Source organism: Archangium violaceum (assembly GCF_016859125.1).
GTDB lineage: Bacteria > Myxococcota > Myxococcia > Myxococcales > Myxococcaceae > Archangium > Archangium violaceum_A.
This window is the reverse complement of the sequence record NZ_CP069338.1, coordinates 9187245-9200993: the sequence shown is the minus strand read 5'-3', so window position 1 is coordinate 9200993 and position 13749 is coordinate 9187245. Positions and strand designations below refer to the sequence as shown.

Annotated in this window: 16 protein-coding genes; 12 read left to right on the top strand and 4 right to left on the bottom strand. The window is 67.0% G+C overall.

Features of this window, described 5'->3' with window-relative positions; all coding sequences use genetic code 11:
* Positions 1-113: 113 nt before the first annotated feature.
* Positions 114-569: a hypothetical protein gene (locus JQX13_RS38955; protein WP_203404485.1), complete on the top strand. Its 456-nt coding sequence runs from the start codon at positions 114-116 to the stop codon at positions 567-569.
* 73 nt (positions 570-642) lie between these two features.
* On the opposite strand, the gene JQX13_RS38950 is transcribed toward JQX13_RS38955, so the two are convergent.
* The 4 genes from JQX13_RS38950 to JQX13_RS38935 all read right to left on the bottom strand — a co-directional run bounded on the left by JQX13_RS38950 (position 643) and on the right by JQX13_RS38935 (position 3978).
* On the bottom strand, positions 643-1197 hold the full coding sequence (locus JQX13_RS38950; RefSeq protein WP_203404484.1) for a hypothetical protein: 555 nt from the start codon (positions 1195-1197) through the stop codon (positions 643-645).
* A gap of 605 nt (positions 1198-1802) precedes the next feature.
* The gene (locus JQX13_RS38945) at positions 1803-2105 is read right to left on the bottom strand and encodes a hypothetical protein (protein ID WP_203404483.1); all 303 of its coding nucleotides are present in this window, start codon (positions 2103-2105) and stop codon (positions 1803-1805) included.
* A 79-nt stretch (positions 2106-2184) separates the two neighbouring features.
* Positions 2185-3276: an XRE family transcriptional regulator gene (locus tag JQX13_RS38940; protein ID WP_203404482.1), complete on the bottom strand. Its 1092-nt coding sequence runs from the start codon at positions 3274-3276 to the stop codon at positions 2185-2187.
* A gap of 27 nt (positions 3277-3303) precedes the next feature.
* Entirely contained in the window at positions 3304-3978 is a 675-nt protein-coding gene (locus JQX13_RS38935; protein WP_203404481.1) for a hypothetical protein, read from the bottom strand.
* Positions 3979-4436: 458 nt separating this feature from the next.
* Between JQX13_RS38935 and JQX13_RS38930 the strand changes: the two genes are divergently transcribed.
* The 11 genes from JQX13_RS38930 to JQX13_RS38880 all read left to right on the top strand — a co-directional run bounded on the left by JQX13_RS38930 (position 4437) and on the right by JQX13_RS38880 (position 13724).
* Positions 4437-5174 (top strand): hypothetical protein, encoded by a 738-nt coding sequence (locus JQX13_RS38930; protein WP_203404480.1) that lies wholly within the window; start codon positions 4437-4439, stop codon positions 5172-5174.
* Between the two features lie 46 nt (positions 5175-5220).
* On the top strand, positions 5221-5853 hold the full coding sequence (locus JQX13_RS38925) for a hypothetical protein (protein ID WP_203404479.1): 633 nt from the start codon (positions 5221-5223) through the stop codon (positions 5851-5853).
* The gene (locus JQX13_RS38920) at positions 5853-7379 is read left to right on the top strand and encodes a terminase large subunit domain-containing protein (protein ID WP_239015445.1); all 1527 of its coding nucleotides are present in this window, start codon (positions 5853-5855) and stop codon (positions 7377-7379) included. The genes JQX13_RS38925 and JQX13_RS38920 overlap by 1 nt, the downstream gene beginning before the upstream one ends.
* Before the next feature lie 21 nt (positions 7380-7400).
* Complete coding sequence (locus tag JQX13_RS38915; RefSeq protein WP_203404478.1) at positions 7401-8762, top strand: phage portal protein; 1362 nt, start codon at positions 7401-7403, stop codon at positions 8760-8762.
* A 359-nt stretch (positions 8763-9121) separates the two neighbouring features.
* Positions 9122-9826 (top strand): HK97 family phage prohead protease, encoded by a 705-nt coding sequence (locus tag JQX13_RS38910; protein WP_239015443.1) that lies wholly within the window; start codon positions 9122-9124, stop codon positions 9824-9826.
* Between the two features lie 151 nt (positions 9827-9977).
* Positions 9978-11093, top strand: coding sequence for a phage major capsid protein (locus JQX13_RS38905; RefSeq protein ID WP_203404476.1), 1116 nt, complete (start codon positions 9978-9980; stop codon positions 11091-11093).
* Positions 11094-11126: 33 nt separating this feature from the next.
* On the top strand, positions 11127-11570 hold the full coding sequence (locus tag JQX13_RS38900) for a hypothetical protein (RefSeq protein WP_203404475.1): 444 nt from the start codon (positions 11127-11129) through the stop codon (positions 11568-11570).
* An 81-nt stretch (positions 11571-11651) separates the two neighbouring features.
* The gene (locus JQX13_RS38895) at positions 11652-12251 is read left to right on the top strand and encodes an N-acetylmuramoyl-L-alanine amidase (protein ID WP_203404474.1); all 600 of its coding nucleotides are present in this window, start codon (positions 11652-11654) and stop codon (positions 12249-12251) included.
* Positions 12251-12919: a hypothetical protein gene (locus JQX13_RS38890; RefSeq protein ID WP_203404473.1), complete on the top strand. Its 669-nt coding sequence runs from the start codon at positions 12251-12253 to the stop codon at positions 12917-12919. The genes JQX13_RS38895 and JQX13_RS38890 overlap by 1 nt, the downstream gene beginning before the upstream one ends.
* Complete coding sequence (locus JQX13_RS38885) at positions 12916-13257, top strand: hypothetical protein (RefSeq protein ID WP_203404472.1); 342 nt, start codon at positions 12916-12918, stop codon at positions 13255-13257. The genes JQX13_RS38890 and JQX13_RS38885 overlap by 4 nt, the downstream gene beginning before the upstream one ends.
* Positions 13254-13724: a hypothetical protein gene (locus tag JQX13_RS38880; RefSeq protein WP_203404471.1), complete on the top strand. Its 471-nt coding sequence runs from the start codon at positions 13254-13256 to the stop codon at positions 13722-13724. The genes JQX13_RS38885 and JQX13_RS38880 overlap by 4 nt, the downstream gene beginning before the upstream one ends.
* Positions 13725-13749: the final 25 nt, after the last annotated feature.

Genomic DNA, 13749 nt, shown 5'->3' with positions numbered 1-13749 from the left:
GCCCCGGCCCGAGCGCAATGTCCTACCTGCCAGGTGGTTGACCCACTGTCACCCGTGGTGTCTACGTCGGGGCTGCGGTGCCTGGAACCTCGTCTTCCGCGGGAGTGGCTACGATGAGCGATAGTGGGTCAGCGGTCAGTGTTGATTACGGTGTGAACGCAGCGCTCCGACTCATGTCGGAGGCGATAGACAAAGCGTATCCGGACTACGACGGACGCGAGGCCGCCGCGAGGGAACTCCTAACCCAGCTCGAAGGCCTGCCGGAGCAGCAGCGCCGCAGAGACTTCAGGTTCGATACCAAGGCCATCTCCGGTGTCGTGCGGACTGTGGAGGTGCTGTTCCCAGCCAAGCCAAACGTCCGACGCACCAGTATTTACGTGTGGTACAGCGGAGACGGCTTCAAGCTAAGGCTGGACACCAGCAAGGAGCCAGAAACGCTGCATCTGCCTTACGATCCACACATCGGTGCCTTTGTGGCGGCGAAGCCGGGGCACGAAGGTGATGCCCCTCCGCCTCCGCTGGCGATGCTTGTCCAAAAGCTCTTGGACATGGCTCCGCGAAGCCAGTAACCGCACCACCAGAACGAAGGGCCCGGCTCCGAGATGGAGACCGGGCCCTTCGTGCTTCAACAGTTCATGTGGGTCAGTGCAGCGCCGTCCGGGCGGCCACCTTCGACGTCTTCGCCGCAGCGGTCAGCTTCTTCCCCCAGCTCCACAGCCCCGAGGCCCCGGCGGCCGTGAGGATGGCGCCCAGCACCAACGAGAGGGAGAGCGGCGTCCCCGTCTTCAGCGCGCCCACCAGAGAGAGCACGGTGGCCGTCACCATGGACAGGGCCACGCCGGCCACGTCCGAGGCCAGCCAGGGCACCCGGCCCACCAGGAACTTGCGCACCAGGAACACAGCCCCGAGCACCACAGCGCAGGCGAGCAGGCCCCAGTTGCGAGAGGCGACGGCCTGCACCACCAGCTTCAGCCACTCGCCGAGCCCCACCTCCGAGCTGGGCGGCGCCTCGTCCCCGGCCACCACCTGCGGCGCGGGAGGGGCGACGGTGCGCGGGGTGGCCTGGGCCTGCTGCACCAGGTGCGCGGTGACGGTGTCCGCGCCCGTGGACGAGGGCGAGCTGGTGTCGGCCAGGACGGGGGTGGAGAGGGACAGCAGCGACAGGACAGCGAGGGACGACAGGGACAGGCGACGCATGGGCGCTCCGTGTTGTGAGGGGCGGGTGTGCCCCGGCCAGAAGAAGGAGCGGCACCAACGAGAAAGGCCCGGCTCCGAGGCTGGAGACCAAGCCCTTCTCTCGTCGAACAGGGTTGCTGCGTTAGAGTTTCCGAATAGTTCCGAGGAGCCCCGTAACCCTGGTTGGCCCCGGCGGTCGCATTTCGACCTTGGTGACGTTGAGCGACCGAACATTCCCGAAGTCGTCAGCAACTTCGTAACCCCGTGTGTTGGCATCAATGAACACCGACACGGGAACGGTGAACGAGCACTCGCTGCCGTCTACGTCAATTTCGGGGAAGGAATGAAGGACCTGGCTGCCCAGAAGTAGATGCATGTTCTCCTCATGTGGAACATCACGGCGTGCGTCCCTCTCTAACCATGTAGAGGCATCACCTCCGGGGCTACACGAGCGCTAGCCTGGAGCCTGGCCTGAACGGGGAGCGCATTCCCGGAGGCAAGCTGCCCGGTGACGGAACCCGCGCCAGTGGAGCCGGATGGGCCGGTCGGCCAGAATGAGGGACGACATGGACAAGCATCTGAGTGCTACTGGGGGGCGGGCACGCTGCCCCACCCGGGTGAAAGGGTCAGCGGCTGGCGCGCGGGGAGTCGGCCAGCTTCTCGATGGCACGGGCGAGGCGGGAGAGCTCGCGATTCATCGCGTCGAGCTGGGCCTCGATGCGCGCGGCCTGCTCGCGGGCGTTGGTCTGGGCGGTGGAGACGCGGGACACCTCGCCCTCGGTCGTGGTGACTCGGCGCTCAAGGTGGCGGACGTCCGAGCCCAGCGCGCCCCAGACCACGCCCGACGTGAAGATGGAGAAGGCCAGCGGCACCGCGAAGGTGAGCCATGGTGAGGGCTTGGACTCAGGGGGGAGGGGCGGCGTGCTCATGCCCGGCGAGAAGGGGCGCTCTTGTGGGACGGCTCATGGCCCAGTCAGGAGCGAAGTGCTCCCCCCCATAAACAAGCACCTACGACGGACTGGATTTGAGCAAACGCAACGTAGGATGTGACGGTGTCATCGTCTTCAATCCATAATCGCTGCGCAGCCGCTCTACCGTTGTATCCAGCGCCTTGCTGAGTTCCTCGTCAGAGTAACCGAGCTCATCCAAATGGGCGGTGGCAAGCTCCCAGTGCAAGGTTTGCTTTTCAGGTGGAATCTCTACAGGCTCATGAGTACGCCACCCACGTCGACCCATCTCGATGAAGAGCGATCGGCTACGAGACGGTGAAATGAGTTCCAGGTCCCCTGCTCGCTTAATGAGCGAACTCATCGAGACCTTCCATGTGCGCTTCAGCGCGGCGGCGCCCTCAAGATCGAGTCGGGTCAGAAAACCACGGATGTCCGCTGCCGGCATGAGGAACTCTGCCGCGAACCTATCCGCCTCGCTCTCACAGTCGGTGGAGGGCAAATCCAGGTGGTGATGAAGGACGATGTGCGCGAGTTCGTGCGCGAGCGTAAACCGCATCCTATCGCCAGGGCAGTTCGTGCCGATGAAGATGAGCGGCGGCAGTCCATCACTGGGCTCGTACGCGCTCAACCCGGAGATAAGGTCTGTGCCGAAATCAGTGGGGATGATGATGACCCCCATTCCTTCAAGCAACTCGGTGAGGTTCTCCACCGGACCCCGCGGCATCTGCCAACGAACACGCAGATCGCGCGCTACCCTCTCAGGAGTTGTGCCTTGCTCCCTCAAGTTGACAGCTGGAATGCGGTTTTCAGGAGCATCAGCCGAGCGAAGTAGAACCTCCATCTGGATACGTTTGAGAACGACGTTCGCGTGGATACGAGCAAGCGCGCCCGCGCCCAATCGCACCTTCTTGCGATGGAAGGTGATGGGCAAGTGGAAGTGCTTTGGCCACCTCGTAAAAAACGAGGCACGGCAACCCAAAACCTCTCCGGCCCGCTCAAGCTGCCCAGGTGGAGGTTGTACCTGCCCGCTCTCGTACTTGGACACCATGCCCTGAGAGACGCCGAGCGCCTTGGCGAGATCAGCCTGCGTCAGCCCCGCACCGGCACGAGCCAGCGTCAGCATCTCAGGGTTGAACTTGGGCTCTGACATATCTCGCATGGGAAGCGGTGACGCTAGCTACGCGCCGCCCTCCCCTTCCTCCGTTCCTGACTTCTTTGTCTCGGGCTTCAGTTCGCTCTTGATGCGCACCCGCCGACCCCTGGGCGGGCTCTCGCCGGAGGCAGCCGGAGCCGCGGGTTGCGTCGGTGCGTCCGGTGCCACGCGGCGCACGTGGTTGAACGCCTTGCCGAGTTCGAGCTGATGTACACGCGCGTCACCAGCAAGCGGATACTCCCACTGCACTTTGTCGTCGATCGAGAAGAAGACCACGACCTCGATAAGCCTGTCGGCCAACTCGCTGAGCCGGTAGCCAACGGTGACGCGCGGAACGTTTCCGAATTCAGCGAGCGGCAACTGCGCGCGGAACTTGATCGCGGTGTCTGTCAAGAGGTTCCGCGTGCGTCGTTCGGAGTCCATCTGCTTGAAGAGAAGGAAGAAGCGCCCCTTCACGCCGAGCAGGAAGCGCTGTCCCTCATCCACGATGTGGATATCAGGAGCCGAACCGAGCCGCTCACGTGCTTGACTCTCGATGAGGCCGGCCATCGCATTGGCTCGGTATCGCCGTTTGGCACGAGGCATGAGCGGCAAGACGTTGTCCCGACAGCGCTTCCACGCCTCTTCCACACAGGCGAGCACCTCGTTGTGGTGCGGCGCCAACAGCTCCTGGACGGCTTCCTTCGAGATTATTCCCACGCCCACCTCCGGACGAAACGTGAGGACAAGCGCATACTTACGCCTCGTTCCGGCGCACCGTCAACCAGGATATTCGCAAAAATATTCCCGCACATCATCCCACACGAAACAACCCATGAGGCCTCGGCGGAGGGCTGCATGTGTGCCATTCGGCGCCAGTGTGCGCCAGAAATCATCACCCCCCACCCTCAAAAACCGGACCCTGGGCCCAACGCCGGATTGCTCGGCGCTCAGCGATCCTGCGCTCGCGGTTACCCCACGGTACCCCTCTGATCCACTCGGCCGAAACTGTCGGACGACCCCCCGATTTTTTGGGTTCTGGGCCCCTACCCCGGCCGTAAACGCCCGGAATCACGTGGCGGGTCCCGGCCGGAGGGGGCGTTGATCGGCGCAAAACTGGAGCGAACTACGCCCCTTCTGGTGGGTGTCACCTCGCAGTCAGCCCATGGAGGGCACCCATGACGACCCCGACCAGCAACAGCCCCACCCACAGCACCGAGCCCGTGAGCTTCGGGCAGATCGGCTTCGACGCCTACGGCAACCACCCGGGCCCCTTCGGCAAGTGGGCCACCTTCGACGGTCGGCCCATGCCGAGCTGGAACGACTTGGGTCAGAACATCCCCGCGGGCAGCGGTGCCCTGACCCAGGAGCGCTGGGAGGTGGCGGCGCAGACGATCATCTCCGAGTACGAGCGCCGCAAGGCCGCTGCCAGGCCGAAGAGCCCCGTCTACGTCGGCACCATCAACGTCGATGCGTCCCAGGCCATGGAGACGCTGGCGGAGCTGGAGTCCCGGGCCACGTCCGTGTGCGCCACCCTGGAGAAGGCGAACTCGCTATCGGAGAAGCTCGGCTCGTCCGAGGCCAGCACCGCAGCCACGGCGACGCAGGAGACGCCGGAGTCTGGCCCCGTCGCCTCGATGACGTTGACGGCCTGGACGCCCGAGGCCGGAGCGGCGGTGGTCAGCCTCGCTCAGGGCAGCGTGCCCGCCGGTGTGGTCGAGGACGAGGGCCGCATCGACCCGTTCCTCATGGGGCTTTCGGAGATCGCCGCCGCCACGCGCGACCTGGCCGAGGCCCAGCGGGCGATAGCTGCCTGCGATGACAGCGACGGCCCCGTCGCCGAGCTTATCGACGACGTGACGGAGGCGCTGCACACCCGGGTGAAGGCCCTCGCCCAGTTGCCGTCCGACGCCTGACGAGCCGCCTGGGAGGGGCGGTGTAGGTCCGCCCCTTCTCCGGGACATGGCTCGTCCGAGGGGAATGCCGCCGGAGCTGCTCGATGGCCCGGTGGAGGGCGACGGCGGAGATGCGTCCATCGCCCCGGACCCTCTGGACGGGTACGAGCCCACAGGCCTGCGCGGGCCTCGGACGTCCCTCACACCAGAGATGGTGCTCGTCATCGCGCGAGAGATCGCCCGCACGGGGCTCCTCCGCTCCGCTGCTGCGATGGCGGGCACCACCGAGGACTGCCTCGATAAATGGCTGCGGAGGGGAAAGGACGCGGCCGCGCGGAAGAAGCGCAGCCTCTACACCCAGCTCTACATGGAGTGCGAGTACGCCCGCGCTCACCGGCGGGCATACCTCATCAACCTCGGCGAGCGGTCCATCACGGACCGGCATATGAACCCGCGCTTCGCCACGTGGCTGCTGGCCGTCACGGAGCCGAAGGTCTTCACCGTTCCGCGAGAGGCGAATGCAGCGCAGCAGGGGAATGCGCTCGGCCCAGCCTTCGAGATGGTCACTCCCGAGCAGGCCATGCAGGCCCTGGAGGAGAAGGCCCGGAAGTTCCTCGAGCTGGAGGACAAGCGCGCCGCGATGATCGCCGAGGCAACTGCGGCTGCTGAGCCCGAGCACGCGACCCCCGAGGGTGCGTGATGGTGGCGAGCGCGGCGATACAGCAGTCCGGTGAGGACCTCTACAAGGGCGTCACCCTGCTGTCCTCGGCTACGCAGGGACGCTTCTCGCTCTTCGACCAGCTCGTCCTGAAGCACCGGGCCGCGCGCATCAAGGAGTCCCTCACCCACGCGCTCGGCCTCACGCCCGCCGAGGTGCTCGCCCTGTACTACGAGCCGCGCTACTCGCTGCGGCCGGTCCAGAAGACGCCCTCGGAGGTGTGGCGTACGTGGTTCTTCCTGGGCGGCCGCGGCACTGGGAAGACGCATGCCGGCGCCTCGGCCGTCATCGAGGAGGCCCGCGCTGACCCGAACGCGGTGATGCTCATCGTCGGGCCTACCGACTCGGAGATTCGGAAGAACCAGCTCGAGGGCTCGTCCGGAATCCTCACCCTCTCGCCCCCCTGGTTCCGTCCGGCCCACAAGCGCAGCAAGCGCATGCTGGTATGGCCCAACGGAGCAGTCGCGCACTACGTGCCGGCGCAGGCCGGGCCCGACAAGTTCCGCGGCTACAACGTGTCCTTCGTCTGGGCGGACGAGATCGTAGCTTGGAAGAAGCACCCCGAGGACGTTTACGACCAGTGCCGTACGAAGTGCGCTCGCATCATCACCCCACGAATGGAGAGACTCGGCATGCCAGCACGCGTTGTCATCACCACCACGCCGGCGCCCACCCCGCTCTTTCGACAGATACTCAAGGACAAGGATAGGCTCTTCCTCGCGCAGTCCACCACCTTCGACAACGCGGCGAACCTCGATCCGTCCTTCATCCGCCAGGCACTGGCGCTCGCCAACTCCACGGATGGCCGGCGGGAGTACGGCGGCGAGCTCTTCTTCCCCATGGACGCGACGCTCTACAAACGCGTCAACTGGGACGCCGCCCGCGTGGAGAGCATTGAGACCATCCCAGCGCGCCAGGGTAAGCCGCTCTTCGACAAGGTCGTGGTCAGTGTGGACCCGGCCACCGGCGAGAAGAAGGGCGCGGACCTGCACGGCATCGTCGTGGTGGGGATTCGCGAGGAGGACGACGGCCTGCTGCACACGTACGTACTGCAGGACCTGTCGCTTCAGGAGCCTGAGCCCACGGCCTGGGCGAAAGTCGCCGTGGACGCCGTCCACCGTTGGAAGCACCTGGCGCCGCCGAAGAAGACGTTCGTGTTCGCCGAGACAAACACGGGCGGGTCGATGGTGAAGAGCACCATCCGGGGCGTGGATGCCAAGGTGAAGGTGAAGGGCATGCGCGCCATGCAGTCGAAGGCCGAGCGCGCCGCCCCCGTGACGGCGCAGTGCGAGGCGGGCTTGGTGCACATGGTCGGAAAGCACCACAAGCTGGAGAAACAGCTCTCCGAGTTCACCGGACAGGAAGGCGGCCACGGCCGCGACGACCGGGCGGACGCATTCGCGTGGCCGATCTATCTCTACGTGTGCCCGAAGCGGCAGAACGCTGGAGCAGCTGGCCGAGGTGCGCAGCAGGCCCAGGCTGGCACGGAGGACGAGGACGACGAGTAGGCCGCGCCCCTTCTCTCGGGCATGCCCGCTCCCTCTCTGCGCTACCGGTTCCGTGCCGCACTGTCGGCCCTGCTGCTCGGCCCTGGGACCGGGCAGCCCGTCATCCACGCAATCCCTATCACCACGTTCCACCCGCGCCGCGACAGCCGCGCCGTGCTCGACGCATACGCGGAGGATGCGTGGTTCCAGGCAGTAGTGGATACGGTGGCCGACCCGCTGGCCGCCACCCGCTTCCGGGTCTTCAAGCCCAACCCGCTCCGCTACCAGCCGGGCTCCTTTCGCGCCAAGGCGGCCCAGGCTTCGGTAAGGGCCATGGCACCGGAACTCCGCGCGAAGTACCTCGCCGACGCGTCCGCCTCTGGCGAGTGGGTGGAGTTGGAAGACCACGAGCTGCTGCGAATCCTCTACGCGCCCCACCCGGACTACCCAGGGCAGTCCTGTCTGAAGCTGCTGGCGGTGTACCGGATGCTCCCTGGCGAGGCCTTCATGTGGCTGCGCCGTTCCGCAACGGGCGCCGTCGTCGGGTACGAGCCCATCCCGCCCCACTGCGTGACGATGACGCCGACACCGCAGGACCCGTACTACTTCGTCTCGCACAACCTGTTCGCTGGGCGTGTGCCAGCCTCGGACATCGTGTGGCTCAAGGGGTTGGATCCACGCAACCCGGCCGGGCGAGGCCTGGGCCGCGGTACCGCCCTGGCCGACGAACTCGACACCAGCGCCGCCATTCAGGCCGCACGCAAGGCCACCTTCAAGCGGGGTGGACTGCCCGCCGCCGTGGTGGGCGTCGACGAGGGGACTGCCGGGGACGATAGGGCGGAGGAGCTCCAGACGGATTACGAGGAACGCTTCACCAAACCGGAGAGCGCCGGACGCGTCTGGTTCGTGAGCGGGAAAGTGACGCTCTCCCAAATCCAACAGGATTTCCGCGCCCTCCAGATGGACGAAGCCGCCGCAGGGCTCGAGCACCTGGCGCGCAAGGTGTTCAACATCCCCCCGGGGATGATGGGCGACTCAGCCGCCGGCACGCGCGCGAGCGCCGAGGAGGAGAAGTACACGCTGGCCGACAGGGCGATAGCGCCGTGGCTCGACAAGCTCGTGGCCGAGCTGAACCACGGGCTCGTCCCGCGCGTCGACCCGGACGCGGTGCTCATCGCGGATGACCCGCGCCCAGAGTCCTGGGAGCGCACCTTCAAGGTTGTGACGTCGGCACCGAACGAAGGCGTCACCTGGAACGAGGTGCGCGCCCTGGGAGGGCTCCCGCCGGACCCGGAGCTCGAAGGGAAGCGCCCGCGCCCGCTGCCTGGGGCCCAGCCCGTGCTCGACACGCCAGCTACCCCCAGCAACCCGCCGCCGCCCCGCAGCGACGCCGAGCGCAGGTAGCCGCCGCTTCTCTTCATCATGCTCATCAGCGGCTGTTACCTGGACAGATTAGGCATTGAGCGCACCTCGGCGGTCGAACGCGTTGATGCTGCTCGCGACCTCTGGGTCATTCACCGCAAGCACCCCGATGGCCGCAAGGCGTGTCGTCAGATGCGCCGCGGTCTCCAGTTGGACCGCGCCCGGCATGGAGTCGCGCTCTACCGGCGCAAAGGGAGGGGCTGGTGGATGTTGAGCGCGATCCCGGTGAATCGCCGCCAAGGCTGGGTGAGGGTCAGATGAGGACCCGAGGCATCACCCTCAAGCGGATGGAGTCTCCGCCGCGGCTCTCTGTTGCGACGGCGGAGGGGCCCGTGTTCGCAATGCTGGACCCGCCAGGCGTTGACGACGCCCACGGCGACACCATGGACGCCGGAGCGCTACGCCTGCCCGAGGGCGTGAACGAGGTGCCCCTCTATTGGGTGCACTCGTACCACGTAGGCATCGTCCCTGATGCCTCGCCAGAGCAGCGCCTGCCCGTGGGCTCCGCCACCGTCTGGGAAGAAGAGGGGCAGTGGTACTTCGTCCCCTGCTTCAACCTCCTCACGGACCTCTCCCAGAAGGTGAAGGGCGCTGTCGACGCGGGCGACATCGCCGCCTGCAGCATTGGGTACCGGACCGTCCGCGCCACGCCCAACGGCAAGGGCCCCGATGGCAAGGGTGAAGACGTTCACGAAGCGAGGCTGCTCGAGGTGAGCCTCGTCGATGTTGGCGCCAAGGCTGGCGCCGTGAGGATCAAGATGGCCGACGAACCGAAGAAGCCCGAGGAGAAGAAGCCGGAGCCACCTGCCGTCGACATGGCGGACCTCTACACGATGGTGAAGGCCATCCACGCGAAGATGTTCCCGCCCGAGAGCGAGGCGAAACCGCCCGAGTCCGAGGGCAAGGCCACCGAGCCGCCCGCGACGAAGGACGACAAACCTCAGACCGACGTGCCCCAGGACGAGAGCGCCAGCGAGAACGAGGCGCCGCCCAGCACGGAGGACGAGGACCCTGTCACGAAATGGCTGCGCAGCCTCGCCGCGTAACCACCCGCCCCTTCTCCACGACGAACGGACACCTCCCTCTCACACGGAGCCGCGTGCAATGTCTCCCAAACCCCAGCCGTCGCCTGCCAACCCCCAGCCCCCTGCCCCGCCGCCTATCCCTCCTGCGGTGGCCGCCGCCATCGAGCCCATCGTGGTGAAGACCGTTGAGGCGGCGATGGCCTCCCGCGCCGCTGCCGCGCCCGCTGCCCCCACGCCCGTGGTGACCGGAGTGCGTGACCTGCAGATGGACCCGCCCGAGGGGCGGCTCTGGCAGGCCCGCGCGGGCGTGGCCATCAAAATCATCTACCTCGACCGGGCCAAGGCCCTCGGTGTGGCGAAGGGTGAGCACTTCCAGCGCCTGGAGCAGTACGTGACCCGCTGCAAGGCGGTGGGTGCTTTCGCCAGCATCTTCGGCCAGGGCGGTGAGCGCCTCCCCGTGGTGGAGTCCGCCGAGATCATCGAATTCCTGAAGGGGCCGTCGCTCCTCGTCAGCCGGCCGGGACTGCGCAAAGCCTCCGGGTACGGCGGCAAGTTCGTGGTCGGCAGGCAGAACGAGCGCGCGGTCGTGTACTGGGCGGCCGAGGGCGAGCCCGTCGAGAAGACGGAGATCAAGCACGGGCTGATGGAGTTGGGTGCGCACAAGGCCGTGGGTCGGGTGGGCCTCTCCAACGATCTGATGCGTCGTGGGGATTCGTCCGCCTCGGCTGACGTCGGCGCCGAGTTGCAGCAGGAGATGGCTCTACTCTTCGACAAGGCCGGACTCTTCGGGAAGGGCAACAAGCAGCCGCTGGGCATCCTCGAGGAGGTCGAGAAGGAGATGATCTCCGAGGCCACGGGTGCGCTCTCCGATACCGACGCGACCAAGAAGCTGGCGGACCTCGATAGCCTGCCGGCTGCGCTGGAGAAGAAGAAGCACAAGCTGGATGACTCGGCCTTCTACTTCATGCCCAGCGATACCTTCTGGCACCTGCGGGGACTACGGGATGCGTCCGGGTGGGTGTTCGAGGGCCTGCGCGACCTGAAGAATCCGACGATCAACGGGTTCCCGGTGGAGAGAAACCCCGAGCTCCTCTTTGGATGGGAGCACATCGGCTTCGGCCTGGCGTCCCAGCTCTACTTCGGCTCGGCCGCCGAGATGGAGATGACGATCGGCGAGAACGCCAGCGACTTCGTCAACGACATGCAGACGCTGCGGGTGGTGGGCTACGCCGACTGGAAGCTGCGGCACACCACCGCCTTCGCGTTCAAGAAGAAGGTCAAGTACTAACCCGGGCACGCCCCGAGAAGGATGAGACGAGAGATGAACTTCATCGTCAGGAACAACATCGGCGCCGTCGTCAAAACGGACAACCTGGCGCTCGCCCCCGCCGCTCGCTCCGCCGGAACGCGCCAGGGCAGCACCTTCGCTCCCGGGCGCTGGGGGTCGGCGGTGCTGGTCGGCCTCACTGGAGCCACCACCGGCACTCCCACGGGCTTCGAAGTCACCTACGAGGTGGAGACGCGGGACGGCAGCGACACCGATAACGAATGGGTGGCGCTGAAGAACATGGACGGGGCCGCCGTGGAGCTCACGGTGATCCAGGCGTCCAAGGCCGTCGAGTTGGACATCGACTTCCAGTACATCCCCGTGGGACACGACGAGCTGCGGGTGGTGGAGACGGTGAGTTTCACCGACGGCACCACCCCCACCGTGGTGACGGGCGCGCTCCTGGTGCTGGGCGGCTCCTCCACCCTGCCCGTCTGACGCAATACCCACGCAGCCCTCCCGGCCGGGGAGCGCCCCTTTTCTGGGGTGTCTCCCCGTCGCCGTTTCTGGAGGCTGCTCATGGACACCCCCTCCCCCACCATCCCCCTCGTCATCGACTTTCCCAGCCCCAACCGCTCCGCCCGCGAGGAGAACGTGCGCGTGGACACGGTGCTCATCCACCACACGGGCAACGTCAATGGGCGGTGGAGCAACCAAAGTGCGCTCACCTGGCTATGCACCAAGGGCAGCATGGTGTCCGCCCACTACCTCATCACCACGGGCGGAATCGTTTACCGACTCGTCCCCGAGGACCTGAAGGCGTGGCATGCGGGCGAGAGCCACATGCCGTGGGAGGAGCCGAAGAAGGGCGAGAGCGTCAACGACCGCTCCATCGGCATCGAGATCGTGAACCCCGGCGATGGCGTCACGCCTTTCACCGAGGCACAGTACAAGGCACTCGCCTGGCTCGTGTCGGACATCGTGCGAAGGCTGGAGTGGGATTGCGCCACATTCATGTACGGCGTCACGGTTGACCTGATTCCCACTGCTCGCGGGCACCGTGGGTACGTCCTCGGCCACCGCGACGTAGCCCCGGGCCGGAAGACGGACCCGGCGGACAACTTCGAATGGGCGCGCGTCCGCAAGGCTCTGGCGGCCCAGTTCCCGGGGGCGGTGTGATGGCGAGCGAGCTCGACTTCACCACGCTGGCGCGCGCGGCCGCGCGGCTCAAGACGTCCACCTCGGACGCCGAGCTGCCCGCGCTCATCACCGCAGCGAGTCAGGCCCTGGCGGACTGGCTGGGCTACGACGCCCACCTGCGCGAGAACATCCAGGAGACGGTGCCGAGCGAGGGCGGCCGCGTCCTGTTCCTCCGGGCCGGGGCGGTGCGGCGCATCGTGTCCGTCACCGTGGCCGGCGCCGAGGTGCCCCCCAGCGAGTACTTCCTGGAGAGCCCCAGGTACGGACGCGTCCTGAACCGCCGTGGAGGCTGGCCCTTTACCGGGCAGTGGACGGACGGCGTCGCGCCCATGCCGCTCCGTGCCCACGACACCGGGGAGATCGTGGTCACCTACGACGCGGGCTGGCGCACGCCCGGCCAGGTGGCTCTGGCCCTCGCAGCGGACCCGGCGAGCACCCTCACCAGCGACCTGCCGGCGCCGCTCGAGGAAGCCGCGCTCATCACCCTCACGGCCCTGCGCTCCGGCGCAGGGAGAGACCCCACCGTCATCAGCCGCAGCATCGGCGGTGGCTCCGTCACCTGGGCGGCTGACCGCACCGCAGTGCCCGCCCTGGCCCAGCAGCTCGCGCGCCCCCACCACAAGTCCACTCGGAGAAAGCAGACATGAGCCTCTTCCTGGAGGACATGCGCGAGACGTTCCACCTCCGGCGCTTCCTGCGCATGACGGACAACAACCGCCGCGAGGAGTACGGCCCAGTCGAGCCGCACCCGTGCCGCTGGGCCCCGGGCGCTCGTCGCGTCCAGTCTGCCGAGGGCAAGCAGGTGGTGGCCACTGGCACCCTCTACACCACCGCCGTCATCGCACAGGAGGACCTGGAGAAGGTGCTGATCTGGCTACCAGGGGCGGACCCCGCCGACTACAAGCGCAGCCGCAAGCCCGTGCAGAGCTTCGTCCACAAGGACCTGGAGACCGGCAGCTTCGACCACAGCGAGGTCGTCCTGTGAGGCTCCGGGACATCGAGCTCGACGTGGCCACGCTGCTCGAGGCCGCGGGCCTGGGCACGCTCTCCGGCGACACGCCCACCCTGTACCCGGGACCCTTCCCCACCAGTGCTCCGGACGAGATGATTGCCGTCATCGACGCAGGCGGCGATCCGCCGGAGAAGTACCTCGCCGACACGGGACTCAGTCTCCACCGGGACATGGTGACGGTGCTGGTGCGCGGCACCCGCGCGCCGGGCAGCGACAAGGAGACGGGGGACCGGGCGCGCGCGGCCTGGTCCGCGTTGTACGACCTGCAGCCCGACGGATACGTGCGGGTAGAGCCCACCGAAGGCAGGCCCACCAGGCAGACGCCAGACGACGAGGGGCGGCCACGGTGGGTCTTCTCCGTGGAACTGGAGTACCTGAGCGCCAGCGCCCCGGGCGCCGTGGTGCCCCAGCTCGCCGCAGAGGACGTCCCTCGCCGCTGATTCCCCGCCCCTTCTCTGGGGTATG